28 protein-coding genes and 1 tRNA gene are annotated in these 24443 nt (G+C 67.9%); 12 read left to right on the forward strand and 17 right to left on the reverse strand.

Going from position 1 to position 24443, the window contains the following annotated elements:
• Nucleotides 1-54 precede the first annotated feature (54 nt).
• Both FBY40_RS07810 and FBY40_RS07815 read right to left on the reverse strand, forming a co-directional pair.
• On the reverse strand, nt 55-1524 hold the full coding sequence (locus FBY40_RS07810) for an anaerobic C4-dicarboxylate transporter family protein (RefSeq protein WP_141937777.1): 1470 nt from the start codon (nt 1522-1524) through the stop codon (nt 55-57).
• Between the two features lie 21 nt (nt 1525-1545).
• Complete coding sequence (locus FBY40_RS07815) at nt 1546-1941, reverse strand: hypothetical protein (protein WP_141937778.1); 396 nt, start codon at nt 1939-1941, stop codon at nt 1546-1548.
• Between the two features lie 465 nt (nt 1942-2406).
• Between FBY40_RS07815 and FBY40_RS07820 the strand changes: the two genes are divergently transcribed.
• Together FBY40_RS07820 and FBY40_RS07825 are read left to right on the forward strand one after the other, a co-directional pair.
• Entirely contained in the window at nt 2407-3198 is a 792-nt protein-coding gene (locus FBY40_RS07820; protein WP_141937779.1) for a hypothetical protein, read from the forward strand.
• Between the two features lie 497 nt (nt 3199-3695).
• A complete protein-coding gene (locus FBY40_RS07825; RefSeq protein WP_141937781.1) occupies nt 3696-4166 on the forward strand; it encodes a hypothetical protein in 471 nt (156 codons plus the stop codon).
• A gap of 101 nt (nt 4167-4267) precedes the next feature.
• On the opposite strand, the gene FBY40_RS07830 is transcribed toward FBY40_RS07825, so the two are convergent.
• From FBY40_RS07830 to FBY40_RS17315, 5 genes are read right to left on the reverse strand one after another with little or no spacing between them, the layout of a single operon-like run.
• Nucleotides 4268-5002 (reverse strand): hypothetical protein, encoded by a 735-nt coding sequence (locus FBY40_RS07830; protein WP_141937782.1) that lies wholly within the window; start codon nt 5000-5002, stop codon nt 4268-4270.
• 46 nt (nt 5003-5048) lie between these two features.
• A complete protein-coding gene (locus tag FBY40_RS07835) occupies nt 5049-7940 on the reverse strand; it encodes a phage tail tape measure protein (RefSeq protein WP_141937784.1) in 2892 nt (963 codons plus the stop codon).
• Nucleotides 7940-8278 (reverse strand): hypothetical protein, encoded by a 339-nt coding sequence (locus FBY40_RS07840; RefSeq protein ID WP_141937785.1) that lies wholly within the window; start codon nt 8276-8278, stop codon nt 7940-7942. Before FBY40_RS07840 ends, FBY40_RS07835 begins: the two co-directional genes overlap by 1 nt.
• Nucleotides 8275-9258, reverse strand: a complete 984-nt coding sequence (locus FBY40_RS07845) for a hypothetical protein (RefSeq protein WP_141937787.1) — start codon at nt 9256-9258, stop codon at nt 8275-8277. Before FBY40_RS07845 ends, FBY40_RS07840 begins: the two co-directional genes overlap by 4 nt.
• Nucleotides 9258-9488, reverse strand: a complete 231-nt coding sequence (locus FBY40_RS17315) for a helix-turn-helix transcriptional regulator (RefSeq protein WP_160141377.1) — start codon at nt 9486-9488, stop codon at nt 9258-9260. Before FBY40_RS17315 ends, FBY40_RS07845 begins: the two co-directional genes overlap by 1 nt.
• A 104-nt stretch (nt 9489-9592) precedes the next feature.
• Between FBY40_RS17315 and FBY40_RS07855 the strand changes: the two genes are divergently transcribed.
• Both FBY40_RS07855 and FBY40_RS07860 read left to right on the forward strand, forming a co-directional pair.
• Entirely contained in the window at nt 9593-10093 is a 501-nt protein-coding gene (locus tag FBY40_RS07855) for a helix-turn-helix domain-containing protein (protein WP_141937790.1), read from the forward strand.
• Between the two features lie 398 nt (nt 10094-10491).
• Nucleotides 10492-11022 carry a helix-turn-helix domain-containing protein gene (locus tag FBY40_RS07860; RefSeq protein WP_160141378.1) on the forward strand — a complete coding sequence of 177 codons (531 nt, stop codon included), beginning with the start codon at nt 10492-10494 and terminating at the stop codon, nt 11020-11022.
• Nucleotides 11023-11028: 6 nt separating this feature from the next.
• Here the strand turns inward: FBY40_RS07860 and FBY40_RS07865 are convergent, their stop codons facing one another.
• The 3 genes from FBY40_RS07865 to FBY40_RS07875 all read right to left on the reverse strand — a co-directional run bounded on the left by FBY40_RS07865 (nt 11029) and on the right by FBY40_RS07875 (nt 12631).
• Nucleotides 11029-11940, reverse strand: coding sequence for an AbiTii domain-containing protein (locus tag FBY40_RS07865; protein ID WP_141937792.1), 912 nt, complete (start codon nt 11938-11940; stop codon nt 11029-11031).
• 74 nt (nt 11941-12014) lie between these two features.
• The gene (locus tag FBY40_RS07870) at nt 12015-12371 is read right to left on the reverse strand and encodes a hypothetical protein (protein ID WP_141937794.1); all 357 of its coding nucleotides are present in this window, start codon (nt 12369-12371) and stop codon (nt 12015-12017) included.
• Entirely contained in the window at nt 12371-12631 is a 261-nt protein-coding gene (locus FBY40_RS07875; protein WP_141937795.1) for a WhiB family transcriptional regulator, read from the reverse strand. Before FBY40_RS07875 ends, FBY40_RS07870 begins: the two co-directional genes overlap by 1 nt.
• Before the next feature lie 127 nt (nt 12632-12758).
• On the opposite strand from FBY40_RS07875, the gene FBY40_RS07880 reads away from it, so the two are divergent.
• Nucleotides 12759-13241 (forward strand): hypothetical protein, encoded by a 483-nt coding sequence (locus tag FBY40_RS07880; protein ID WP_141937797.1) that lies wholly within the window; start codon nt 12759-12761, stop codon nt 13239-13241.
• Nucleotides 13242-13399: 158 nt separating this feature from the next.
• Here FBY40_RS07880 and FBY40_RS07885 read toward each other — a convergent pair whose 3' ends face one another.
• From FBY40_RS07885 to FBY40_RS07905, 5 genes are all read right to left on the reverse strand, one after another.
• Nucleotides 13400-13642, reverse strand: coding sequence for a hypothetical protein (locus tag FBY40_RS07885; RefSeq protein WP_141937799.1), 243 nt, complete (start codon nt 13640-13642; stop codon nt 13400-13402).
• The gene (locus FBY40_RS07890) at nt 13642-13920 is read right to left on the reverse strand and encodes a hypothetical protein (protein WP_141937801.1); all 279 of its coding nucleotides are present in this window, start codon (nt 13918-13920) and stop codon (nt 13642-13644) included. The genes FBY40_RS07885 and FBY40_RS07890 overlap by 1 nt, the downstream gene beginning before the upstream one ends.
• Complete coding sequence (locus FBY40_RS07895; RefSeq protein ID WP_141937803.1) at nt 13917-14444, reverse strand: hypothetical protein; 528 nt, start codon at nt 14442-14444, stop codon at nt 13917-13919. Before FBY40_RS07895 ends, FBY40_RS07890 begins: the two co-directional genes overlap by 4 nt.
• A 73-nt stretch (nt 14445-14517) precedes the next feature.
• Nucleotides 14518-14844 (reverse strand): hypothetical protein, encoded by a 327-nt coding sequence (locus FBY40_RS07900; RefSeq protein ID WP_141937805.1) that lies wholly within the window; start codon nt 14842-14844, stop codon nt 14518-14520.
• Entirely contained in the window at nt 14841-15074 is a 234-nt protein-coding gene (locus FBY40_RS07905; RefSeq protein ID WP_141937807.1) for a helix-turn-helix transcriptional regulator, read from the reverse strand. Before FBY40_RS07905 ends, FBY40_RS07900 begins: the two co-directional genes overlap by 4 nt.
• A gap of 101 nt (nt 15075-15175) precedes the next feature.
• Here FBY40_RS07905 and FBY40_RS07910 point away from each other — a divergent pair, with 101 nt between their 5' ends.
• Together FBY40_RS07910 and FBY40_RS07915 are read left to right on the forward strand one after the other, a co-directional pair.
• Nucleotides 15176-15982 (forward strand): helix-turn-helix domain-containing protein, encoded by an 807-nt coding sequence (locus tag FBY40_RS07910; RefSeq protein ID WP_141937809.1) that lies wholly within the window; start codon nt 15176-15178, stop codon nt 15980-15982.
• Nucleotides 15975-17099: a tyrosine-type recombinase/integrase gene (locus tag FBY40_RS07915; protein ID WP_141937811.1), complete on the forward strand. Its 1125-nt coding sequence runs from the start codon at nt 15975-15977 to the stop codon at nt 17097-17099. Before FBY40_RS07910 ends, FBY40_RS07915 begins: the two co-directional genes overlap by 8 nt.
• A gap of 25 nt (nt 17100-17124) precedes the next feature.
• Here the strand turns inward: FBY40_RS07915 and FBY40_RS07920 are convergent.
• Both FBY40_RS07920 and FBY40_RS07925 read right to left on the reverse strand, forming a co-directional pair.
• A tRNA-Arg gene (locus FBY40_RS07920) sits at nt 17125-17200 on the reverse strand.
• Between the two features lie 43 nt (nt 17201-17243).
• A complete protein-coding gene (locus FBY40_RS07925) occupies nt 17244-18065 on the reverse strand; it encodes an SGNH/GDSL hydrolase family protein (protein ID WP_200829952.1) in 822 nt (273 codons plus the stop codon).
• 69 nt (nt 18066-18134) lie between these two features.
• Between FBY40_RS07925 and FBY40_RS07930 the strand changes: the two genes are divergently transcribed.
• The 5 genes from FBY40_RS07930 (at nt 18135) to FBY40_RS07950 (ending at nt 24442) form a co-directional block, all read left to right on the forward strand.
• Nucleotides 18135-18956 carry a transglutaminase-like domain-containing protein gene (locus tag FBY40_RS07930; RefSeq protein WP_141937814.1) on the forward strand — a complete coding sequence of 274 codons (822 nt, stop codon included), beginning with the start codon at nt 18135-18137 and terminating at the stop codon, nt 18954-18956.
• Nucleotides 18957-19004: 48 nt separating this feature from the next.
• The gene (gene argS / locus FBY40_RS07935; protein WP_141937816.1) at nt 19005-20672 is read left to right on the forward strand and encodes an arginine--tRNA ligase; all 1668 of its coding nucleotides are present in this window, start codon (nt 19005-19007) and stop codon (nt 20670-20672) included.
• 4 nt (nt 20673-20676) lie between these two features.
• Nucleotides 20677-21504: an LmeA family phospholipid-binding protein gene (locus tag FBY40_RS07940; RefSeq protein WP_141937818.1), complete on the forward strand. Its 828-nt coding sequence runs from the start codon at nt 20677-20679 to the stop codon at nt 21502-21504.
• A 204-nt stretch (nt 21505-21708) separates the two neighbouring features.
• Nucleotides 21709-23109 carry a diaminopimelate decarboxylase gene (lysA, locus tag FBY40_RS07945; RefSeq protein ID WP_235014694.1) on the forward strand — a complete coding sequence of 467 codons (1401 nt, stop codon included), beginning with the start codon at nt 21709-21711 and terminating at the stop codon, nt 23107-23109.
• Nucleotides 23102-24442: a homoserine dehydrogenase gene (locus tag FBY40_RS07950; RefSeq protein WP_141937821.1), complete on the forward strand. Its 1341-nt coding sequence runs from the start codon at nt 23102-23104 to the stop codon at nt 24440-24442. The genes lysA and FBY40_RS07950 overlap by 8 nt, the downstream gene beginning before the upstream one ends.
• The last annotated feature ends 1 nt before the right edge of the window (nt 24443 follow it).

A 24443-nucleotide genomic window follows, 5' to 3' on the forward strand; every position in this document is an offset into this window, starting at 1 on the left:
CTCCGATTCTGTAGGTGCTCAGCCGCATGACCACCGCCGAGCCGACGTGTCCGCTCAGCGGAAGAAGATCGCCCCGATCAGGCTGCCGACGAGGATGGTGACCACCGACAGCACCAGCATGGGAACGAAGAAGCTGTGGTCGACCAGCTTCGTCCCGAGCTTGGTCGTTCCCGACAGGTCGAAGTTCGCGGCGGCGATCTGTGTCCCGTTCGCGGGCAGCGTGTATACGCCGCCCAGAGCGCCCGCCCACATGCCGGTCACGATTCCCGGTGCGAGGCCTGCGGCAAGACCGATGGGAACGATGGTCCGCGTCGCGGTGGACTGGCTCGTCGTCAGCGCCGCCACGAGGAAGACGGCAAGAGCGAAGATGAACACCCAGTTGTTGACCCAACCGCCGATGGTGTCGACGATGACTTCCTCATGCGCCGAAATGAACGTTGCGGTCAGCCAGGCGATCCCGAAGAGCGCGATGGCTGAGATCATCCCGGCTTTGAAGACCGACATGTCCGGAACGGTCTTCACGTCGGGCCGGCCGATGAAGAGGATGAGCACGCCGACGACGAACATCACCATGACGATCGTCGTGGTCATGTCGATGGGTACCGGGTCGCCGCCCTCGACCGGGAACGACGGACGAAGGACCGGGAAGAGTCCCAGCAGCACAATTGCCAGGACCCCCGCGAAGAAGGTCAATGCGGAATTCCGGCCCCGCGCGGTGTAAGTCGGTTGGGGTATCGATGTTGCGCCACCACCTGCGGTCCCTGCCGGCTCGCCGGTCTTCACTGAGCCACGCGTACCCGATGAGCCCGCGCCGCCACCACCGCTCGATGATGCGGCGACGGCGGTCGTCGCCTTCTCACCTTCGCTTCTCCAGTGGGCCAGCTCACCGGCGGCGATCTTGGCTTGCACCTGCGGGTCGTCGTCGAGGTCTTTGCCGAGCCGGTTGACCACCAGCGAGGTGACCACGATGCCCACGAGGCAGGCGGGCAGGGTGATGGCGAGGATCTGGGTGAGCCCGAGGTTGTACGGGGCCACCTCCGTCAGGGTGACCATGGCAGCCATGGCGGCGGATACCGGCGATGCTGCGAGCGCGATGCCGGACTGCACCACGGTCAGCGTGAGCGGTCGGGATGGGCGGATGCCGTTCTTGTAGGACACGTCGTAGATGACCGGCAGCAGCGGGTAGATGATGTTGCTGGTGCCGGCGCCCACCGAGAATGCGAATGCGGTCAGCGGGGCGATCAGGGTGATCTGCTTCGGATGCCGCTGAATGACCCGTGCCGCGACCGCGACCATCCAGTCGATGCCTCCCGCGGCCTGCATCATCGCGGCGGCGGTGACCACCGCGAGAATGATCGCCAAGGCCGCCGACGGCGGAGATCCCGGCGCCTCGCGGAAGACGAACACCAGGAGGAAGGTGCCCACCCCGCCCCAGAGGCCGACGCCGACGCCACCCGCCCGCGTGCCCATGATGATGCATCCGAGTACCACGAGGGCCTCGAGCACGAACACCAGAATGTCCATTTGCCTCTCCTGCCTTGTCTGTCATCCCGCGGTCGGGCACTGCGACTCGGCGATGTTCTGGACGCCGGCCCAGGCATCCCGCACGCCCTGGATGGACTGCTCGATGAGGGGTGATGCGGTCTCTCGAGCATCCGCGCCGGCATCCACCGCCGCCTGTCGCACGGCATCGACGCTCTCCCGCAGCCGGGTCACCGCATCGTCGAGCCGCCCCTCGGTGACGGCCTGGAACTGATCGAGTTCGTCGCTCACCTCAGCGGCGGCAGCGCGGATCTGCTCGGCCTTCGTCGACACCGGATCCGTCGCACGCAGTTCCTCGACCGAGGCGACGACATCGTCGTACTGTGCGCAGAGGTCTTGGGTGGCGAGGTCGGCGCAGCCGCCCAGCAGCGGCGCAGCAAGCACAGTCAGTCCGAGCATCACCGCAACACGACCTGTCCCGCGATGAGTCGTCTTCGGTGGGGACATCGCGTGCTCCTTCGGTGCGGTCGGGTGCACGTTATTCCCGTCCGGCGCGACCGGGCCGGGTCTTTGGTCCCGTCCGGCTCCGTTGCGCGCCAAGGCCGCCGCGCGAAGGTGGCTGATATGGTCGGGCGCGCCGCTGCGGGCGGCCATGCATGCCGCACGAACAGCGCGCGCCATGCCGCGATCACCCGGTGAAGAAGGGGTGCCCCCGACAGGAATCGAACCTGCGACCTTTGGTACCGGAAACCTCGTTCACTGCTACAGGATCGCGAGCGAAGAGCGACAGAGGCACGTCTTTTCAGTCATTGACGGCCTTCTTAGGTTTCTGGGGTCTGCCCTGACCTCACTCATTTGTTGTCAGGATGTTGTCGCCGCCGCGTTGAAGCGAGCCAGTGTCGCACCACCTCCTAGACTCGCATCGTGGGCGACGAGAGCGACAGCATTCTGAAGCGGACACTGGCGGCTCCCCCCGTTCTGGAGGCGGTAGCCGGGATTGAATTCCACCCCCGGGGTATGGACGTCGTGAGGCTGGTCCAGGAATCAGCTCGGTGGAGCCGTCAGTACCCAATCGCGTCAGCACAGGGCGCACTCCCGAGCACGCGACCCCAGGGCCAGGGCCAGCCTGGTGCGGAGTTTGAGATGCAGATGTTCCACACCGCACCTCCGACCCGGTTGTGGACGGCGTCCCCGGATCATCATTGGCTTGTGCAGACCCAGGATGACCGGCTGTTGCTCAACTGGCGTCGGCTGGACGGGGAAGGGCTCTACCCTGGCTACGACGCCACGATCAGGCCCGGTCTCGAAGCGCTCATCACACAGTTAGAGCGCCCGGGCGGCGACCTGATTCCACTCGTCGCCGAGTACTCGTACATCAACAGGATCGACGGGACAGTACCCGGACTCCATGAGACCTACTCCGTCTTCCGGAAGCCCACCAGGCCGCTGCCGGGAAGCGTCGTCGGCGAGCGATACGAGGTAGTGACCAACGTGCCGGTCGACACAGGATTCGCTGAACTGACCGTGTCGATCCTGCCGGGAGGGACCGGGCCGGCATCAACGACACTCACAGTGTCCACAAAGGTGTTCGTGGGCTCGACCTTGCCGGAGAGCCGCATACTCGAAATGGTGGATAACGCCCACAATGTGTCAAAGGAAGCGTTCTTCGCGATAGTGTCCGATGACGCGACGAGCAAGTGGGGGGCTTCGGAGTGATGTTGAGCGCGACTCTCTCGAGAGATGACATTGGGGCGCAGCTGGACGAACACGCGCACGGGCGTCCGTCCTTCTCGTTCATGGAAGACGTTGCGCCGATCGACAGGTCTCGTGCCGCGTTGTTGTCCTACGCGCATCGGCAGCTAGTCTCGCTGGCTCGGCGACAGGGCGCGACGGCCACGAGTGTCCGCCGATACTCCTCGGTCCTGCGGCTCTTGGGCGCGCTCGTGACCGACGGGACACCTACTCCCCAGGTAGCGGATAACGGTGAAGGCGGAATTTCGGTCGAGTGGCTCGTCAACGGCAATTCGCTTCTTCTGGATTATGAAGACGAAACCGAGATCCTGCTGTCCGCTCGCAGTTCAGAAGGAGAACGCGTCCTATGCGAGACCATCACGGGTTGGTGGTCGAAAAGCGACGCTCCCGTTGTAGCCGCACGGGAATTCCTGCGGCGCGTGGCTCCCGCTGTCCAGAATCCTCTTCCCTTGCGCTGAGTCTTGACGGAGTTCACAAGCCTCACGGTCACGATCGACCGCGAGGTTCACATGCACGAAGAGATCCTGCGAAGGTTCAACGACCAAGATCCGTCCCACTACGACACAGTCGTGAGGGACGAGGGCGACGGCACACGGAAACTCAAAGGTGGCGCGCTCAGGTGGGACGACGACGGATGCTCCGTGTACAGATCGCGCATTCTCCTGATTTTGGGGCTGCCGAAAGACTGCATCGCAACTGACGCCCACCCCGCGGTCGCCAGGACAAGTCGGGCATTGATCGAGTCGTTCACATCGGGCCTTGCTGACACGGCGGTCAGACCGGAGTTTGCAGTCGTCGCCGACCCGCTCGAGCCTGGCGAGCCTTACGATCCCGCCCACACGCTCATCCAGCCGATGGCCGAGTACCCGTCGAAAACCAAGCGTCGAACGGCCGCCAACGATCTAGCCCGGTCCGCATTCTCGCTGCTCTAGGCTCCTTCGCGGGTTTGTCGCCGAGGGGCCGCCTCGCGAGAAGATGAGCGCGAGGCGGCCCGTGGCGGCTCCCGTGTGCCTCAGGAGCGTCTGGATCGCCGTCAGGCGGCGACAGGTGCCGCGTCCGCCTCGGCGACGTGAGAGGCGATCCCGGCGGCCATCATGTCGGCGGCCCCCGTGTCGACCAGGCTCTGCGCGGCGTCGAGGTACGGTGCCGCGGCGGCGAACTTCACGTCGGCGGTGTTCGCGGCGGTCAGAAGCTCGGCGAGGCGCTCGTCGGGGGTGATCTGCGCGATCCGGTCGTACACCGCTCGCTGCATCCACGAAGTCACCGCGGCCGGCACAGCGTCCGGGGCGAGGGCAGCTCCCACGCGTTCCTGGAACGTGGGCGGACGGTAGCCGCTGGCGGCGACCCAGGAGGGACCGAACTCAGCGATCGCGAGGGCGGTGTCCATGTCAGCCGTCTTCAGGATGTCGCGGAGTTCCATGCCGGCGTCGAGCTGCCGCTCCACCTGCCGCCACTTCTGCTCCGACCGGATGAGAGCCGCCGGGTCGTCGGCGACGCGTACGTTCTCCCTGGCAGTGTCGATGAGGTACCGACGGGAGTTCTCGAGGGAGCGGCGCAGGTTCTCCACGTCGGTCTGGGCGGCAGCGCGGAACTCGCGTGCCATCTCCTGCTGCAGCCTCGCCAAGGCATCCTTCGTCAGGTTCGGGTCACGGTGCTGCCGTGCACGGGTCAGCGCGTCGCTGATTTCTCGTGCGGAGCTGATGGCTCGCTCCTTCGCCTGGGCGAGGTCGCGGGCAGACAAGCGAACGCTTTCGATGAAGATGGGCATGGGGTTTCTCCTTCGGGGTGGTGCTCGCATTCGGCGAGCGTTGGGGTCAGATGGTCGAGTGTCGGCCCCGGGCGACCCGGGCTTGCGCGGCGTCGTGGGCGCGGATGCGGCTGTCCGCGGCTCCTGCCATCTCGGCGAGGAAGTACTCCGGGGAGAACGGGGACTGCACGTAGATCGCCGGAGCCGGGCTGGACGCGGCGGGGGAGCCGTCCGCGAACCGTGCTGCGCCCGCGGGAATGTAGACGCCGCCGAGGATCGCTGCGGTCTCAGCCATGATCGCCTCGGACCGTGCCCTCTTCGACGGTGCGTGCGGGATGTACGACTCCCCGCCGGTCTCCGGCTCCGCCCAGACCCGCCAGTCCCCGGCGCGCGCAATCTGTGCGACGTGATGCTCGACCCCGCCGCCGGCGAAGTACTTCACCACGCCGCCGTCCGCCTGTTGCAGCGCGCCGCGGCCACCACCGCCGCCTGTGTTGATCACGTCGAGGTAGACGTTGAACCGGCGATCCTTGTTGCGGCGCATGAACGCCTCGACGCTGTCCTGCGCCTGGGCGGTCTCTGCAGTGATCGCGACGGCTCTCTCGTCCGGGAGCCCGAACACCTTGTCTGCGAGCTTCTGCACCTCGTCGGCGTTGAACCCGGCCGCTCGGGCTGACTCCTCGAACGCCTGCCGCTGAGCGGCGAGCGTTCCGTAGTACTTGTCGGAAGCGTCCTTCGCGCTCATCGTCCGCTGATCAAGCTCGAACTGCTTCAGGGCCGCGTCCTGAGCGTTGCTGGCCACATCGGCGAGCATCGCCGCGTTCGCGGAGCCGGCGACAGTGGCCTCGTCCAGTGAGAGGCTGAAGCCGTCGAGCGTGCCGTTCGTCTGCTGGAACTCGTCTCGCTGACGCTGAACCTCGCCCGAGATCCCTGCGAGGGCTTCCTGGTAGCGGGCGTTGGAGGTGATCGCGTCCTGCCCCACCCCATTCGCCTCGTTGATCTCGTCGATCAGCTCCGAGAGCTGCGAGGACAGCTCTTCAGCGCCGGAAGCTGCTTCCAGGTAGGCGTCGGCGGCGGACTCTGTCTCCTCGACCCCTTCCGAGGTGATCTCGTTCTTCTGCTCAGTGATGCGCGCGCCGTCCTTCTCGGCCTGCTGGAGCGCCTCGATGCCGGCGAGCGCGCGGGTGGACGCCGAAGACACTTCGAAGAGCGAGAGCCCGTGCTCATCGGCGAGGCGCTGAGCGGCTTCCATGTCGCCCTGCCCGGCCTTCATCACGTCGGACAGCTCCGCCAGGGCATCCTTGTTCCCCTGTGCGGCGTCGGCGAGTGTGTCGAGGCTGATCCCGAACTTCTCGGCGGCGTCAGCAGCGGACCCGCGCGACACCCACAGCCATGACTCCTCCGCGGTGAGCTGCTCAGCGACGAACGACCGCGCGGCTCCCTCGCCCTGCTCGAGAGCGTCGGCGTACGCCTCTGCCCGCTGACGGGCTTCCGCCTGCCGCTGCGCGAGGAGTCCGACGACGGTAATCACGCCGGCGAGAGCGAGCCCGACCGCACCACCGATCGCGGCCGTCCGCGTCATGCTGATCTCCGCGGTCTTGAACTGTGCGCCCAGCTCGATCAGCTTGGCCCTGAGCCCGACGGTCGCTCCGGAGGCCAGCAGCAGAGCGCCAGTGAAGACACCGACGACGAGAGTGGTCGTCTGGACCCCCTCCGGGAGCTCCCCGTACCAGTCGACGAGGAGGGTGATGGCCTGCACCATGTCGCGGAGGACGTCGTTCGCGCTTGACCCTGTCTTGATCAGGGCGGTGTCGAGCGCGCCGCCGAGCTTCTCGATGTCACCCGCCAGGTTGTCCTGTCGAATCGCGGCCTGCTCCGCCGCATAGCCGGTGTCGTCGACCGCCGCGGTCCACTCGTCGACAGCCTTCGCACCACCCTCGTACAGCAGAGTCGCGGCGTTCAGAGACTCGTTGCCGAAGATCCGACCCAGTGCCGCGAGGCGCTCCTGCTCGCTGAGTCCGCCGAGGCGGCTGCGCAGCTGCTCCGCGATGCCGGACAGCGACAGCATGTTCCCCTGCGCGTCGAACACGGTGATCCCATACCGCTCGAGCTCGGTGTTGGCCGCCGCTGAGGGTGCCTGGAGCGATGCGAGCACGCCGCGGAGTGCTGTTCCCGCCTTCTCGCCGATGACGCCCTGCGTGGCGAAGTAAGCGATCGTGCCGGCCGTCTCTTCGATCGAGAGACCTACCGAGCCGGCGAGGGGGCCCACGTAGGAGAGCGCGAGCGAGAGGTCGTCGACGGACCCCTGCGCCTTGCCTGCCCCGGCGGCGAGGATGTCCGCGACGCGGGCGGCCTGCTCCGCGGGAAGCCGGAACTGGGTGAGCGTCGTCGCCATGATCTCTGCGGACCGGGCGACGGCGAGCTGCCCGGCCGCCGCCAGTGACAGGGCCCCGTTGAGTGACCCGTTGACGATCTGGGAGACCGACTGTCCCGCCTTCGCGAGTTCCTCCTGAGCGGCGGCTGCCTCGGTCGCGCTGTACGCCGTGTCTGCTCCAGCCTCGAGCGCGGCGTCGCCGAGAGCTCGCTGCTCTTCCGCTGTCGCCATCGTCGCGGCGCGCACGTTCGACATGCCCTGGTCGAACTCAGCGAACTTCGCCACAGAGAGCCCCACCATGGCGGTGACCGCGAGGCCCCCCGCGATGAGGGCGAGGCTGAGGCCCTTCGCGGTCTGGATCTGCGCCTCCGTCGCCTGAGCCTGCTTCTTCTGGTCCTCCGCGGCCTTCCGAGATCGGCCGCCGAGGTCATCTGTCGCCTTCCCCTGCCCAGCGAGAGCGGTCGAGGCGGACTTGGACGATCCCTCGACCTTCTTCACTGCTTGATCGGCCTGGGCCATGTCCCGCTGGAACATCTGCGCCCCGGCGGTCTGGATCTTGAAGATCAGCGCTCCGACGTCGAACATCAGGACTCCTTTCCGGGGTGGTTGATGCCGAGGACCCTGCAGGCGAGCGCGAGCCGGTTCAGGTGCTTGAGGTGAGTCGGGATCGACCACGTCGGCACTTCGACGGCGATGCACATGGCGTACGTGGAGATGGCGGCGAGGATGACGTGGCGCGCGTACCCGGGGTGTTCGGCGTGGGTGGCGTGGAAGCGGAGCAGCTCCGATGTGCCGTCGGGAGTCTCGCGGAACGCTTTCGCAAGATGGAATGTGTCAGCGTCGGTGGTGGCTGCGTCGACGGCGACGAGTCCGTCGAGCTGTCGAGCGAAGTTCTCGACTTCTTGGTCGATGTGGTCGGTCATGAGGCGACTTCCAATGTTTGGAGGGCTGTCGGGTATCGGTGTTCCGGGCAGTAGACGCACGTGCCGTCCGGAAGCCAGCGATGCCCGGCGGCTTCGCATCCGCCCTTGGCCCTTTCCTGCGCCTCGATCCGAGCTACAACGGCGAGGTTCTCCTCGCCCCGAGTCGGCTTTCGGGCGGCGAAGCGGCCTGCAACGACACGACCAGCAGCGGCAGTGGTCAATGCCCGCTCCGTTGGTGCCATGAGCGCGTTCCACTCGGCCTCGGTCGGGATGGGGGCGACGGGCGGGTCATCCGTCCACCGCTCGCCCTTCAGCCACACACACAGCGCCGGGACGAACTGTCGCTCGGTGGTGGCTGCGTAGGCCTGGCCAAATCGGATGACGTCCGCTGTGAGAGTTGCGAGGTCGCGGGACTTGGCAGCTCGGATGAACGCATCGAGCGACCGCTTGCGCTCGACCTTCTTCGGCCACTGCGAATAGGCCCGATCGAACTGCGACTCGATCTCGCGCGCCGAAGGCGGGGGAGTTAGTTCTTCGTGATGATCTTCTGGCAGATGGTGTTCTGAAGTACTGGTGTTCTTAGTGGCGGATTCACCGACGTCGGAAAAACCGTCGTCGGCTGAACCGTCGTCGGTAAATCCACCGGTGTCGGATTTCCCGACAGCGGTGGATATTCCGACAGCGGCCGGATCGTTGATCTCGTACTCGATCTCGTTGAACCGACCGTGAGCGCCCTGCGTCTGCCGGCGGACCAGGTACCCGCACTCAGCGAGCTCGAGCACTGCCCCTCGGATCGCATCGCGCCCTTCCGGGCCGGCCTTCTGCAGCCCTGCGATCGTCACGTGCCATCCGGCCCGATGGGTCATCAGCTCGGCAAGCAGTCCACGCGCACGACGCGACAGACGTTCGTCACGGAGCCACGCATTCGGGATCTGCGTGAAGTCCCGCTCGAAAGCCATCGTCGTGCGCGTGATGCCCATCAGGCAGCCTCGAGGACGTGCTTCAGATCGGCGAGGGCACGGGCGTAGCGGATGCGGAACTCACCTCGGGGGCGGCGCTTGCCGGTCTCCCACATATTGATCGTCACCCGGTTCACGCCGACCTCGGCGGCCAGCCGACCGACGCCAATACCCGCGGCCTCGCGGATGCGTCGAGCCTCCGCGGGGGTGGGTAGCGCCTTCAGCAGCTGGGCTTCCTCGATGAGAGTCACGGTCCCGTCCTTCCTGTTGTTTCCAGGCTGGCGGGGCGCTACTGTCGTGTCAACGCAAAGAGTGCGGGTGTAACTCAAACCGATGACATGAGAGCGGCAGATCCATGAGGATCGAAAAAATTGTGGGGCAGAACGTTGCGCGACTACGAGCAGCGAAGGGCTGGAGCCAGCCCCAGTTCGGCGAGGAAATCGGCTCCTTGCTGAAGTCCAAGCCGTGGACACGGCAGGCGGTCTCGAACGCGGAGAAGGGCCAGCGCGCGTTCACCGTCGCTGACCTCGTCGCCCTCGCCTGTGTGCTGGAGACATCACCGGCGGCGCTGCTCACGTTGCCGCCGACGCTGTCGACGGTGCAGGTTGGGGACGCGGAGATCAGGCGCGACTACCTCGAGAACCCGACCTGGAGTCACGAGTCCACATCGGAGGCGCTCGCGAGCGTGGTCGACGTGGTGCGTGTGATCGAGGATGGCCTGAACGCGCTGCGAGACCTGACTGACCCTCTCCTCGAGAAGGCCGGCGACCTGACCACGGCGGGAGTCGTCTTGCAGGGCCGTATCCGACTTGAGGAGGCGGGCGCAGCTCGGCCCGGCGACTACGGATGGGCATGAGGAGAGCACAAAATGGCTGAGACACCACGCCGAACAGTCCGGCCCGAAGATGAACCACCGCGGACGCTCGCGGAATTGCTTGACATCGCGGGTGCAATTCCGGGCATGCCGTTCCTCGGCGAGGGCGTCCCCAGCCTGTACACCGAGGGAGCGATCTCCCACGCGGAGGCGAGGCTCTTGGAGCACCACGCGAGGCGCAGCGCCGCCGGTCAGAAGCGGGCTCTCGCTCAGCCCCGTCAGGCCACGGATGAGCAGCTCGCGAAAGCTCGTAGCGACCTCGACGACGTGCTCGAGCGTCTCCATCAGAAGTACCCGCACCTCAATAGCGCGCAGGCTCGCCGAGCGCCCGAGTCCACACCACCGGTTGCAGGGCCGGCCACGCCACGAGGAGGCGAATGATGCCCGCAATCACCCCTGAGATCCGCGATCGGATCGTTGCCCTCTTCGACGAGGGGCGGCACCGCAATGAGATCGCGCGCGAGCTCGGAGTCTCAGGTCCCACTGTCACCCGCGTCTGCCGTGACGCCGGCCGTGAGTTCGACCGGGCGAACGACATCCTCGAGCTGCGAGCTGCGAAGGTCGATCTCGACGACATGCGGGAGCGTGTCGCGAAGAAGATGCTGATCGTCGCCGACGACACGCTCAGCGACCTCGACGCACCCCACCTCGTGTACAACTTCGGCGGGAAGGAGAACACCTACGCGGAGCATCTCCTCGACGAGGCACCTCTCGCTGCCAAGCTCGACGCGCTTCGCGGAGCGAGCCTTGCTGTCGACAAAGCGACCCGCATTGTCGAAAGAGCTCCCACCGGTGCTGGGGAAGCGCTCGGGATTTTGGACACGCTCGCCGCTGGATTCGAGCTTGCCGCTCAGCAGATCCGCGCAGAGGAGTCGGAACCCCGGGCGGGGAGCACCGACGACGGGACCTGAGGCGCCTCACCAGCCGAGGAATTGTCCCGCGAGCGCGATGAGGCCAGTCGCCGCCATGTCGGACGTCACCCCGGCCGCCAGCGCGACGCTGCCGGACTTGATAGCGCCACCCAGCCGTTCTAGCTTCGACCGCTTTTCGGTGTCACTACCGTCACTTGTGATCACGGCGACAGCCTCGCCGATGGCTTTCTGGTCCGTCAGCAGGCGGGAAATCGCCCCGGTAAGGCCGACGATGTCACCCTTCGCGACCACAGCCGTCTGAGTGATTCCTGTTCCCTGTGCGACGTTCGCACCGTCGCCGTAGATGTGATTGATGTTCACTGTCAGGGCACGATGGATATCCGGGTCTTCTCTAGTAGGACCGCCCACCTCTCCCGCGTGCGGGTCCACCGCCTGCAAGTCCAGGGCAAGCTCCAGCGCCTGGGTCCGGATGCTCTCCGCGATCCCTCGAAGCATCGCGGGCGTGACAACCTTCCGTGCGGAATAGACCCCCATCATGACGAAGCGCGGAACCTTCTGCTGCTCGACGAGGCTGTTGTAGCGCGAAAGAGCGTAGCCATTCCACGGCTCGCCGAGCTGCTCCTCCTTCGCTGCTAACACCTCGAGTTCCGGAAGGGCCTGCCGAAACGAGAACCTGAACAACGGCAATAGGTCATCCGGCACGCCGGCGGGCGACAAGGTGCTCTCAGCAGACGAGCCGTATGGCCCTGACCATCTCGCCTGAACGACCGCATCGAACGGTCCACGGTAAACGGGCAAAGGGGCTTCCGAATCGTAACCGTCGAGTTCAGCGCGCACCCATGTTCGAAGGTCTGACGCACCAACCCGAGCGGCCAAAGTTTGCACCTTTCGGAGCAAGTTGGTAGTCGTCATCTCATCAGATGATGCGCCGTCGATGATGTCGTCAAGAAGCCCCATGCTCGCAGTATCCCTCGCCGATATCGGCTCTTCTGCTCTCACGCGCGCGTAAGCGTGACCGGGAGCCGCGGGCTCTAGGGGCTGGGGTACCGGCCGTTGTGGTGCCGGTCGAGGTTGTAGAGGGCGTAGGAGGCTCTGCGCAGCCGGCTGGTGTCGGTGCCATCGGGGCGATTCGGTGCGTCGAGGAAAGCCTCCCATAGGGTTCGGGCTCGTCTCGCTCGGCTGACCGCCTGGTCGATCTGCCGGGCGGCGCTGGCAGAGGCGGTGCGTTCGGCGTCGCGGAAGCAGATTCCCTCTTGGCGGGCGATCTTTGACACCGTTCCACCGGAGACGCCGTGAGCTCGAGCGATGGCGTTCCTGCCGAGGCCGACGCGGATATCGGCGGCGATGCGGTGCCGGATTTGAGGGTCGAGCGGGGTGGTCGCTGGCATTAAGCCGCCTTCTCGCCGCTGCGGTTCTTGGGGCCGTAGTAGCGTCCGGCCCAGAATCCGACGCGGGGGCGGGCGGCGTCGGCGTACGCGGCGCAGAGGAGTCGCAGGTCGCAGGCCGTGCAGATCGGTTTGAGTGCGGCGATGTCGTCGCGGGTGAGGCGATCGGCTGTGAACGCGTCGATCCCCTTGCATCCTGGCGTGCGCTCCACCATGCCCTCGAGGAGTCGCTCGTGCGCCTTGTCTGCCCTCTGCGCCGTCATCTCGCTCCCAGTGATCGACGTTTCCCAATCAGTCGCAGAGTAGCCGGGTTTGTGTGCCGTGCCGTGGTGGTGTCGGCATGTCGCCGTACCTTGATCACCCCGGGAACTATGCGAAGGAGACCGCACCATGCAGCTGCACGAGATCTGGAAAGAGATCATCGAGTCCCACGAGGGCTACTGGAACTACATCCCGAGGGGGCCCCTGTTCAACTACAACCTGGGCACCTCGAACGGGGCCGCGTGGGTTGCCGGGTACCACGATGCGCGCGCGGTGCTCCTACACGACGTGGACATCGCGCTCGAGTTCGGGATGGACTCGAACATCTGGCAGGAACGGGAGCCCGCGAAGCCTGAGTGGGCACCGTTCGCGGATCGCGAGGTCTTCTTCGTGTGGTGCGACATCATGTACCGCGGTTCCCTCGTTGACCGGGTTGAGCTCGCCTCGGTCGACGGCGGGCGAGCCACTCTGCCCTTCCCGGAGAAGCGCGACGGGGAGTGGATCGTGATGGACCGGCCGTACCACCTCGCCCGCGTCATCGACGACATCCAGGGTGGACGGGAATTCGAGGAGTACTTCGAGCGGAGCGGCATCCGCAAGTGGCCCGCGTGACACGCGAGCAGGCCCTCGATCGGAGAGCTCGCTGACAAGTTCTCGCGACCACGGGTGGCGTAGCGATGGATCGCGCGGGAGCGGGCCTTACGGCGACGGATAACTCACTAAGAGCCCCGCCCCCGGGTGTGTTGAGGGGCGGGACTCTCCTGGTCTAATCACACGTCGCGAGACATGAGCAGCTCGTCGACATCCGGTCGGCGTTTCAGACCTGCCCGTGTCCCGGCGGCATCGGCTTGGTGTGCAGCAGCCGTGAGCGCCGCCGCGAGCGCGCGCGCCTCGCCCGGAAGCATCCCCGCGGAAGGCCCTGACATCGTCACCGTGACCCCCGCCACCCCGCAGACGTCCGCCTGTTCGACGACGATCGGGCCGCCCGCGAACCGTGCTTCGAGGACGGCCATCAGTCGCCCGCGTCTTCTCGTGCCGAGGGTCGGTCCGGGTAGAGGATGCGTAGCTCCTCTGCCAGGCGCATGAGGGTGAACCGGAAGATGTGGCGGATGTGCCGCTCACCCGCTTTTCCGTCGTCGGTCGTCATGTCAGCGAGCACGGCGTCGAGGAAGTCGGGGTCGTTGGCGTGCCCCCAGACGACCTCGAAGTATCGCTCGGCGCACGCTCCGAAGATCTCGCGCTCGATCGCGTGGCGTTCTTCGTCGGTGAACTCGGGACCCGGCGTACTCACGCTGCCACCGTCGCAGTGCTCGCGCTCACGGCATCGAGGGCAGTTCTCGTCAGCTGATTGAGCAGTCGGCTCCGATCCTCATCGTCGCGGCTGAATGCGCCGGCCAGGTCGCCGAGGTCGGCAAGGGTCCAGGACGAGTGCCCGTTGAGCCGGTGCAGCAACTTCGCTCTGGTCATGCCCGCAGCGTCGGCGGCCACGTTGATCGTCCACTCCCGGTCGCCGAGCAGCGCCTGCACCTCGGCGGTGATCGCGGCGTCGGCCGGATGCGCCGCCTTGGTCGCGCTGGCGGCCGCGCGCTCGAGTGACTCGGCCATGCGGATGAGGAAGCGGATCTCCTCGACGAACCGCTTCGTCTCCTGGATGGTGAGGTCACTGACGCCGACGGCATCGACCGGAGCGATCCGCCAGGGTCCGCCGTCGGTGCGGGTGATGCAGTGCAGTTCGTCGCTGCGCACCGTTGACGGGTAGCTGTAGGTCTCGATCCCGTTGTCGTGGGTGTGGGTGGTGGGGGATAGGGTGATCATAACGGTTGCCTTTCGGGGTAGCTCAGCCCTCGTGACTCGTGCCGGAGTCGCGGGGGCTTCTTCTGTGTGGGGGTCAGGCGAGGCACCAGACGCTCGCCCTGTTGCCGAGCTTGGAGAAGCCGAACGCGTCGGCCTCGCGGACCTTGCCGGCGACGACGAGCTCGCGTCGGCGTGTGCGGATCGACTGCGGGGTGACAGTCGGCACCGCGGGGTGGGCGCCCGCCCTGGCGTTGTAGCGGTCGACGATCTCGTCGTCGGTCTGGGGGCCGTACTCGGCCAGGATCGACATGATGACGGCCTGAACGCGACTGGTGCGGGCGTCGGTCTGAAGGGCTGCCGCCTCCAGCGATGTCCCGGAATCCAGGGCGAGTGCCCGGGTGCGGGCGGCGAGGGCCTTCACGATGCCTCCGCCGCGGTGCCCTGGCGCGCGCTTGCCTCGATCCAGTCGATGATGTCGGCGCGGCGGTACAGCACCTTGCGAGGGGTTGGCTTCCGATAGCGGGGGCCTTCGCCGTGGAATCGCATCTGAGCAAGGTGCGTCCGGCTGAAGCCGAACTCCCGCTCGACGTCGGCCGGCGTCAGGTAGGGGCTCGTCCGAGCCTCGGGCGATGGTGCGGTTGGTGCGGTCATAGGTCTCTCCGTCTCAAGTAGTCGAAAATTCGATGTACGGATATCTGACCATCTGAAATCACAGCGTGTCAAGTAGTCGGCTTTTCGATTACCATCAGCACGTGTCGATACCTGCTGATCACCCCCTGCGTGACGTGCTCCCTCTCGCGGCCGCCTTCGGCCGGGGAGTCCGCAAGATCCGCACCGATCACGGACTGACGCTCGACAGGGTCGCGACCACCGCGACGCTGTTCGGCCTCAAGTGGTCGACCGCTCGTGTCGTCGAATTCGAGAACGGCAAGATCCCCATCACCCTCCCGACGTTGATGCGGGTGGGGACCGCGCTCACAGCCCTCACGGAGAAGCCGGTGACGCTGTCGGACATGCTCGGCTGGGACCGGTGGCTCGAGTTGCCCGGCGGGGGAGTGATCCATTCCGATGCGTTCCGGCAGGCGTTCGCTGGCGGGCCGGTCGATCTCCGTCAAGGTGACGACGTCGAGTTCGCGCGAGATGACGCCACGGACGCGTCGGCGCTGATCGAAGGTGTGCCACCCGGGATCACTGCCCGTCAGCTGAAGTGGATGCACGAGTACGCAGGTTTGGCCGACGAGCGCGCGGCGAAGACGCTCGGGCTGTCCCTCGATGAGTTCCTCGCCTTCGCGTTCCCCGTCGTCGGGATGGCGCTCAGCCAAGCGACACATGCCGGCGGCTCAGAGTCACCGCAACAGCGCGGCCACCGCACGCGACGCCTGACGCGTCTGGTCGGCGAGTTCGTGGAGCTGTACAGGTCCGGCGATCCACGAGTCGTCGGCATCATGTCCCGGCTTGCCGACCTGTGGAGATCAGAGGACCCCGATGCCAAGGCGGCGGTGCGGGCGAGCATCGACGAGGTCGTCGACGAACTGAGCGACGGGCGTCGGGATGGGTAGCGTCCATCCGTACACGACCGCGGCCGGCAAGAAGCTGTACCGGATCTCCTACCGCCGCCCGGATCACTCACAGACGACCGAGCGAGGATTTCGCACCAAGCGCGACGCCGAACTGCGGCTCGCCGAGCTCGAGGTCTCGAAGGCGCGTGGCGAGTACGTCAACCCGGCCACCGCAGCCGTCACGGTCCGGACCCTCGGCGAGGAGTGGCTTGAGAGTCGCCGCGGTGTGCTCAAGCCGTCATCGTTCCGACCGTTGGAGTCGGCCTGGCGGAAGCACGTCGAGCCGAAGTGGGGGAGTCGCTCGATCGGGGGCATCCGCCACTCCGAAGTGCAGGCGTGGGTATCGAGCATTGAAGGAGGGTCGACAACGGTCCGCCGGTGTCAAGGAGTCCTCGCCGGCATCCTTGACAACGCCGTCAGCGATCGCCGCCTCACACGCAACGTCGCCCGCAACATCGATTTGCCAGCCCGGAAGCGCAATGCACGCAGGCACTATCTGACCCACGGTCAAGTGCAGGCCCTCGCGGACCACGCCAGACACCCCACATTGGTGCTCTTCCTGGCCTACACGGGCCTGCGTTGGGGAGAGGCGACAGCGCTCCGGGTCCGGCATATTGACGCGCTCAGACGGCGTGTGACGGTCGAAGAGAACGCGGTCCTCGTGTCCGCACGCGTGCACGTGGGGTCGCCGAAGACGCACCGCTCGCGATCCGTTCCTTATCCCGAGTTCCTCGCGCTGCCGCTCGCGCAGCTCGCCGAGGGGAAGACGCGCGACCAGCTGCTATTCGGCGACGGCGAGAGCCACGTGAAGCTACCGGCGTCCCGGAACGGCTGGTTCACGGTGGCCGTGCGTGCGGCGCAAGCCGATGATGAGAGCTTCCCCAGAGTCACGCCACACGACCTGCGTCATACCGCTGCGAGCCTCGCTGTGCAGGCCGGAGCGCACGTGAAGGCCGTGCAGCGAATGCTCGGACATTCGTCCGCCGCGATGACGCTAGACGTCTACGCCGACCTCTTCGACGACGACCTCGACGCCGTCGCAACGGCCCTCGATGAGGCCAAGCGCGCGGCGAATGTTGTCACGTCGTTGTCAAAGGAAAGGGACCGCGGGGCCTGAATGACCCGCGATCCCTTGTCCCGATTGGTGCCCCCGACAGGAATCGAACCTGCGACCTTTGGTACCGGAAACCAACGCTCTATCCCCTGAGCTACGGAGGCGTACCGGTCGAGATTACCACCCGGGAGAGGGCCTCCCCGACGGTCAGGGAGCGACGACGTCCTCGTCCACCGGCGCGTCGGCGACGACGTCTGCGCCCTCGCCGAGCATGCGCACGGCGTCGGCGACGCGGTCGGCGAGATAGGCGTGGCCCTCGGTGGAGGGGTGATCGCGACCGATTCCGGTGTCGATCACCGCGTCGTAGTTGGCCTCGCCGATCCACTCCTCGTCGATGGGGGAGACGTACCACCAGCCGCGTTCGGCCGCGAGGGCGGCGAGATCATCGTCGATCTGCGCGGTCGCCGTCTCCACCGGCAGCACCTGGGGTGCCGGGCCGAGGATCACCACCGTGGCGTCGGGGTAGGTCGCCGAGAGCGCATCCCACACCGCCGTGACGGCCTCGCGGTATCCGGCCGGGTAGAGGCGGCGGTCGTTGATCGATCCCTGCAGGATCACGAGGTCGGGATCCAGCGACGGGTCCAACGCCGCCACGCGCTCGCCGAACGAACCCCCGTCGAGCCCGGGCTTGAGGTACCCGCTGCCGCGCACTCCGTCCACGACGACCTCGGCGCCCAGGCGATCGGCCAGCTGGTAGGCGTAGCCGAGGGACGGGTCGCTGGCGGCCGAGCCGAAGGTCCACGAGTCACCGAAGACCAGGATGCGGGGGTCGTCGGGGAGGACCAGGGGAGCGGGCTGCACGACCGCATCCTCGGGTGCGGCGACGGCCACGGGCGGGGCCGGCGGCGGCGTCAGCCAGGCTCGGATGCCGGCGACGGCGGCCACGGCGCCGACGGCGACGGCGAGCGCGAGCACGGCCGCGATCAGGCGGCCGCGCGACGACAGCCGAGGGGCGAGGACACGGGGCACACGGGAAGGGTAAATCACTCGGGCCCGGGTACCGAATCCGGCTCACCCGGAGCGTGCGAGGATACTCCGGTGCCGCGTGTCGTGACCGCTGAAATGGACCTGGAGATCTGGTCTCCCGTCGACCTGATCCTCCAGGTCGCGGCGACCCGTCACACCCCTCTGGCGGAGGAGTCGCTGACACTCCGGCAAGGCGACCGGGAGTACACGCCCGCCGAGATCGTCGACCAGAACGGCAGCCGCCTCCATCGGATCACCGGCGAGGCCGGACTGCTCGAGCTGCGCTACCGCGCGGTGGTCACCGGCCCCGCGGCCGCGACCGAACCGCGCGACCTCGAGACCATCACCTATCTCCGTCCGAGCCGCTACTGCCAGTCGGATGAGGTGTTCGCCCAGGCGCGTCGCCAGTTCCGGGGCCTCGAGGGCGCCGAGCTGCTGACGGCGGTCGAGGACTTCGTCGCTTCGAGCACGACCTATGCGCCGGGCCTGAGTCAGGGCACCGACAGTGCGGTCACGACGCTGATGACCGGGCAGGGCGTCTGCCGCGACTACGCGCACGTGGTCATCGCGCTGCTGCGGGCGATGGATGTGCCGGCGCGCTACACCGCCTGCTACGCCCCGGGGCTCGAGCCCATGGACTTCCACGCGGTCGCCGAGGCGTACCTCGACGGGGCCTGGTACGTCATCGACGCCACGCGCCTGGCCGACCGGCGCTCGCTCGTGCGCATCGCCACGGGGCGCGATGCCGCCGACTGCGCGTTCCTCAGCTATCACGGTGGCGCCGTGGGTCTACAGCATCTGCGGGTGGATGCCGCGTGGATGACGGGGGCCGCTGCCGACCCGGACCTCCCCGGCGGCGTGGACGATCATCGCGCGCTCGTGCGGATCGGCTGACCTGCGTCATCCGGCGGGCATACCCGCCACATCTAGACTGGTCGGGCTATGAATCCCGACATGCTCTCCGCCGCCCTTCTCGACGTCATCGCCCCGCTCGCCGAGGCCCGACGCCCGGGCGCGAGCGAGGGCCTGACGGCTGCCGACCTGGTGCTGGAGCGGCCGAAGAACCGCGACCACGGCGACTGGGCCTCCAACGCCGCGCTGAAGCTGTCGAAGGCGGTCGGGGCGAACCCCCGCGAGTTCGCGGGCGAGATCGCCGAGCGCCTCCGCGCGGTCGACGGGATCGCCGAGGTCGAGGTCGCGGGGCCCGGCTTCATCAACATCCGACTGGATGCCGCCGCCGCCGGCGCCCTGGCGAAGCAGATCGTCGATGCGGGGGAGGCCTACGGCACCAACGACTCCCAGCGCGGCAACACCATCAACCTGGAGTTCGTCAGCGCCAACCCGACCGGCCCGATGCACATCGGGCACACGCGGTGGGCGGCGCTCGGCGACTCGATGGCCCGGCTGCTGCAGGCCAGCGGTGCGACCCTCGCCCGTGAGTTCTACGTCAACGACGCCGGCGCCCAGATGGAGCGGTTCGGTCGCTCGGTGCTGGCCGCGGTCAAGGGTGAACCGACACCCGAGGACGGCTATCCCGGCTCGTACATCGACGATCTGGCCCGGCGGGTGCTCGCCGACGAGCCCGAGCTGCTCTCCCTCCCCGACGACGAGCAGCTCGCTCTCGCCCGCGACCGCGCCTACGAGCTCCAGCTCGGCGACCTGCGGACCTCGCTGGAGAAGTTCAACGTGTACTTCGACGTGTTCTTCAGCGAGCGCACCCTCCATGCTCCGGGCCCGGACGGGGCGCCGAGCCTCGTCGACCAGGCGGTGGATCGGCTGCGCGCCCAGGGGCACGTGTTCGATGACGAGGGCGCGGTCTGGGTGCGCACCACCGACTTCGGCGACGACAAAGACCGGGTGATCCGGCGCTCGAACGGCGAGTACACCTACTTCGCCGCCGATGCGGCCTACTACCTGAACAAGGGTGACCGCGGGTTCGCGCACAAGATCTACCTCCTCGGAGCGGATCACCACGGGTACGTGCACCGGCTCAAGGCGCTGGCCGGCGCGGCGGGCGACGACCCCGAGAAGGACATCGAGGTGCTGATCGGCCAGCTCGTCTCGGTCAACGGCGCACGGCTGTCCAAGCGCGCGGGCAACATCATCGAGCTCGACGACCTCCGGGACTGGATCGGCACCGACGCGCTGCGTTACTCCCTGGCGCGCTACCCCGCCGACTCCCCGCTGACGCTCGATCCCGAGATCCTGCGCAAGCGCACGAACGACAACCCCGTCTTCTACGTCCAGTACGCCCACGCCCGCACCCACAACGTCTCGCGCAACGCTGCGGACTCGGGGGTGGACCGGTCGGAGTTCGCACCCGAGCTGCTCACCCACGAGACGGAGTCGGCGCTGCTCGGAGCCCTCCAGGAATTCCCCCGCGTCGTCGCATTCGCCGCCGAGGTGCGCGAGCCGCACCGCGTCGCGCGCTACCTCGAAGAGCTCGCCGGGATCTACCACCGCTGGTACGACAACTGCCGCGTCATCCCCCTGGGGGATCAGCCCATCGAGGCGGTGCACCGCACCCGCCTGTGGGTGAACGACGCCACCGGCCAGGTGCTGCGCAACGGCCTGACGCTCCTGGGCGTCTCGGCACCCGAGCGGATGTAGCACGGTGAACCCGGGGGACACCCAACCGACGCAGCCGCTCCCCGAGTGGGCGATCGCCACCGCACCTCCCCCGCGCCGGCGTCGCCGGGTCTGGCCGTGGCTGCTGGCCTTCTTCGTGGTGGCGGGTCTGGCGGTCGTGGCGTGGTCCGTGGGCGAGGCTGTCGCACGCGACCTGGTCGTCCGCACCGTCCGCGAGCAGGTGATCACCAATCTCGCGCTCCCGGCCGATCAGCAGATCGACGTCGAGGTCGCCGGCGCCGTCCTCCCGCAGCTGATCCGCGGGAGTCTCGACGACCTCGCCATCTCGTCGGACGACGTCACGATCGGGCCGCTCACCGGCGACATCGATGTCCGCGTCCAGGGCGTTCCGATCCGGGGGGATGCCGACCTGGAGGCCGGGTCGGGATCGGTCACCCTCGACGCGGCACAGCTGCAGGCTCTCCTCGGCAGCCTCGAGGGCTTCCCCGACGGTGCCGAGGTCGCGCTCGACGCTCCGAACGTGCGCCTGACCACCGCATTCCCGGTGTTCGGGGTCGAGGTGCCCGTCACGATCGCCGTCGTCCCGTCGGCGGTGGAGGGCGACCTCGCCCTCACCCCCTCCGCGGTGTCGGTGGCGGGGGCGGAGCTCACGGCCAACGGCGTGCGAGACCAGTTCGGCGGGCTCGCCGACGGCGTGCTCCAGACCTGGACCGTCTGCATCGCCGGAGACCTTCCGGCGGGGATCACCCTGACCGACCTCGTCGTCGAGGGCGACCGGCTGACCGGATCGTTCGATGTCGACCCCGCCATCGTCCGCGATGTCTCGCTGCAGGAGAACGGCGCGTGCGCATGACGGGTCTGACGAGGCCGCACGTCACGCGACCGGAGAGCGGTGGGGCTCTGCCCTAGACTGCAAGGACTGCCCGACGCGTGAGTCCTCCGGTCGAGGCAGCCCGTCACACCGGCGATCCCGGTCGACGTCGCGCCGAAGCATCCACTGATTGGTCTCCCACCCGTGTCCGCCGCCCCATCGCCCGGCTCGTCTCCCTCTCGAGTCGTGCCCGTCGATCCGAACGCCCTCGCCGCCGGCGTGTGGCCCGGGCGCGCCCACCGCGACGATGACGGAGAGCTCGTGCTGGGCGGAGTCGCGGCGACCGCGCTGGCGGAGCGGTTCGGCACCCCGCTGTACGTGATGGACGAGTCCGAGGTACGTGAGCACGCCCGGCGCGTGCGCGACGCCTTCGAGGGCGCGGCCGCCGCGCACGGCACGACAGTGCGCATCTACTACGCGGGAAAGGCGTTCCTGTCGACCGAGATCGTGCGCTGGGTGACCGCGGAGGGCCTGGGCGTCGACGTCGCCAGCGGCGGGGAACTGGCCATCGCGATCGCGGGCGGAGCGGATGCCGCGGCTGTGGGTTTCCACGGCAACAACAAGAGCGTCGCCGAGCTCGAGAGAGCGATCGACCTGGGCGTGGGCTCCATCGTCGTGGACAGCCACATCGAGATCGAGCGGCTGGCTGCTCTGACCGCGCGCGCCGACGCGCCGCGCACCGGTCCTCAGACCGTGTTCGTGCGCGTCAACAGCGGAGTGCACGCCGAGACCCACTCGTTCCTCGCCACCGCGCACGAGGACCAGAAATTCGGCTTCGCCCTGCACGACGCTCCCGCCGCGGTCGCGCGGATCCGCGAGATCCCCGGTCTCCGGCTCGGGGGGCTGCACTCCCACATCGGCTCGCAGATCTTCGGCGTCGCGGGGTTCCGAGAGGCCGCCTCGCGTCTCATCGACCTGCACGCGGCGCTGCTCGAGGGGGGCGAGGTCCCCGCCCTCAACCTCGGCGGCGGGTTTGGCATCGCCTACACCGAGGCCGACGAACCGACCGACATCGCAGACCTCGCCGCGGCGATCGTCGGTGCGGTCGCCGAGGAGTGCGCGGCCCGCGGCATCCCCGTTCCCCGCCTCGCATTCGAGCCCGGACGCTCCATCGTGGGCCAGGCGGGGGTGACCCTGTACGAAGTCGGCACGGTCAAGCCCGTGCACCTCGAGTCGGGGGTCGACCGGCTCTATGTCAGCGTCGACGGCGGGATGAGCGACAACGCCCGCACCGCCCTCTACGGCGCGCAGTACTCCGCCCGGATCGCGTCGCGCATCAGCACCGCCGACCCCGCGCTCAGCCGGGTCGTGGGCAAGCACTGCGAGGCCGGCGACATCGTGGTCGACCTCGAATACCTGCCGGGCGACGTGGCCCCCGGCGACCTGCTCGCCGTCCCCGCGACCGGCGCCTACTGCTACTCGCTCGCGAGCAACTACAACGCCGTACCCCGGCCCCCGGTCGTCGCCGTGCGCGACGGCCAGGCCCGGCTCATCGTCCGCGGCGAGACCGTGGACGACCTCCTCGCCCGAGACGTCGGCGCCGCGGTGCGGCCGGCCGACGCATCATCGAAGGGACCCCATGCCTGACTACCGTCGCCTGCGCGTGGCGCTCCTGGGAGCCGGCGCCGTCGGCTCGCAGGTCGCCGCCCTGCTGCGTCTGCACAGCGCCGAGCTCGCCGATCGGGCCGGTGCCAGCCTCGAGCTCGCCGGCATCGTGGTGCGCAACCTCGACGCGCCGCGCGAGACCGACCTGCCCAAGGAGCTGTTCACCACCGACGCCGAGAGCCTCATCGTCGGCGCCGACATCGTGATCGAGCTCATGGGCGGGATCGAGCCGGCACGCACCTACCTGCTGCAGGCGATCAACTCCGGCGCCGACGTCGTCACGGCCAACAAGGCGCTCCTCGCCACCCACGGCCCCGAGATCTTCGACGCCGCCGACCAGGTCGGAGCGCAGGTGTACTACGAAGCGGCCGCGGCGGGCGCGATCCCGATCATCCGGCCGCTGCGCGACTCGCTCGCCGGCGACCGCGTGCAGCGCATCATGGGCATCGTCAACGGCACGACCAACTACATCCTCGACCGCATGGACACCGAGGGAGCAGAGTTCGCCGACGTGCTCGCCGACGCGCAGCGTCTCGGGTACGCCGAGGCCGACCCGACGGCGGATGTGGAGGGCTACGACGCCGCCCAGAAGGCCGCGATCCTGGCGAGCCTGGCTTTCCACACCTCGGTACCGCTGGAGTCGGTGCACCGCGAGGGCATCACCGGCATCGACAAGGCGATGATGGATGCCGCGCGGCACGCCGGCCTCGTGATCAAGCTTCTCGCGGTCTGCGAGCGGCTGCGCGACGCCGGCGATGCGGAGTCGATCTCGGTCCGGGTGTACCCCGCGCTCATCGACCGCACCCACCCCCTCGCCAGCGTCCACGGCGCCAACAACGCCGTGTTCGTCCAGGCCGAGGCCGCGGGCAACCTCATGTTCTACGGCGCGGGTGCCGGTGGCGTGCAGACCGCCTCAGCCGTGCTCGGCGACGTCGTGTCTGCTGCTCGCCGTCACATCGCCGGCGGTGTCGGCGTGGGGGAGTCCACCCGGGCCAACCTCGCCGTCGTGCCGATCGGCCGGGTCACCACGCGCTACCAGATCACCCTCGAAGTCGACGACCAGCCGGGGGTGCTCGCCACGGTGGCGGGGATCCTGTCGGAGGGGCGTGTGTCGATCGCGACCGTCGAGCAGACGGTCGCCGGTGAGCCCGTCCCGGGCGGTGGCACCGCGCCCCAGACCCCTGAGAACACCGCGCGCCTGGTCATCGGCACGCACAAAGCCAAGGAGCAGGACCTGAGCGAGACCGTGGCACGACTGGCCGGCAGCGGCGTCGTCGAGCGGGTCGTCTCGGTGCTGCGAGTGGAAGGAGAGTGAC

Origin of the sequence: Microbacterium sp. SLBN-154 (assembly GCF_006715565.1) — a bacterium.
Lineage (GTDB): Bacteria > Actinomycetota > Actinomycetes > Actinomycetales > Microbacteriaceae > Microbacterium.

What these genes read in the sequence shown, in the direction of transcription:
- FBY40_RS07810 (WP_141937777.1), bottom strand. Translation starts at nt 1,524, where the DNA reads ATGGACATTCTGGTGTTCGTGCTCGAGGCCCTCGTGGTACTCGGATGC.
- FBY40_RS07815 (WP_141937778.1), bottom strand. Translation starts at nt 1,941, where the DNA reads ATGCTCGGACTGACTGTGCTTGCTGCGCCGCTGCTGGGCGGCTGCGCC.
- FBY40_RS07830 (WP_141937782.1), bottom strand. Translation starts at nt 5,002, where the DNA reads ATGCCCATCTTCATCGAAAGCGTTCGCTTGTCTGCCCGCGACCTCGCC.
- FBY40_RS07835 (WP_141937784.1), bottom strand. Translation starts at nt 7,940, where the DNA reads ATGTTCGACGTCGGAGCGCTGATCTTCAAGATCCAGACCGCCGGGGCG.
- FBY40_RS07840 (WP_141937785.1), bottom strand. Translation starts at nt 8,278, where the DNA reads ATGACCGACCACATCGACCAAGAAGTCGAGAACTTCGCTCGACAGCTC.
- FBY40_RS07845 (WP_141937787.1), bottom strand. Translation starts at nt 9,258, where the DNA reads ATGGGCATCACGCGCACGACGATGGCTTTCGAGCGGGACTTCACGCAG.
- FBY40_RS07855 (WP_141937790.1), top strand. Translation starts at nt 9,593, where the DNA reads ATGAGGATCGAAAAAATTGTGGGGCAGAACGTTGCGCGACTACGAGCA.
- FBY40_RS07860 (WP_160141378.1), top strand. Translation starts at nt 10,492, where the DNA reads ATGCCCGCAATCACCCCTGAGATCCGCGATCGGATCGTTGCCCTCTTC.
- FBY40_RS07865 (WP_141937792.1), bottom strand. Translation starts at nt 11,940, where the DNA reads ATGGGGCTTCTTGACGACATCATCGACGGCGCATCATCTGATGAGATG.
- FBY40_RS07870 (WP_141937794.1), bottom strand. Translation starts at nt 12,371, where the DNA reads ATGCCAGCGACCACCCCGCTCGACCCTCAAATCCGGCACCGCATCGCC.
- FBY40_RS07875 (WP_141937795.1), bottom strand. Translation starts at nt 12,631, where the DNA reads ATGACGGCGCAGAGGGCAGACAAGGCGCACGAGCGACTCCTCGAGGGC.
- FBY40_RS07880 (WP_141937797.1), top strand. Translation starts at nt 12,759, where the DNA reads ATGCAGCTGCACGAGATCTGGAAAGAGATCATCGAGTCCCACGAGGGC.
- FBY40_RS07885 (WP_141937799.1), bottom strand. Translation starts at nt 13,642, where the DNA reads ATGGCCGTCCTCGAAGCACGGTTCGCGGGCGGCCCGATCGTCGTCGAA.
- FBY40_RS07895 (WP_141937803.1), bottom strand. Translation starts at nt 14,444, where the DNA reads ATGATCACCCTATCCCCCACCACCCACACCCACGACAACGGGATCGAG.
- FBY40_RS07905 (WP_141937807.1), bottom strand. Translation starts at nt 15,074, where the DNA reads ATGACCGCACCAACCGCACCATCGCCCGAGGCTCGGACGAGCCCCTAC.
- FBY40_RS07915 (WP_141937811.1), top strand. Translation starts at nt 15,975, where the DNA reads ATGGGTAGCGTCCATCCGTACACGACCGCGGCCGGCAAGAAGCTGTAC.
- argS (WP_141937816.1), top strand. Translation starts at nt 19,005, where the DNA reads ATGAATCCCGACATGCTCTCCGCCGCCCTTCTCGACGTCATCGCCCCG.
- FBY40_RS07950 (WP_141937821.1), top strand. Translation starts at nt 23,102, where the DNA reads ATGCCTGACTACCGTCGCCTGCGCGTGGCGCTCCTGGGAGCCGGCGCC.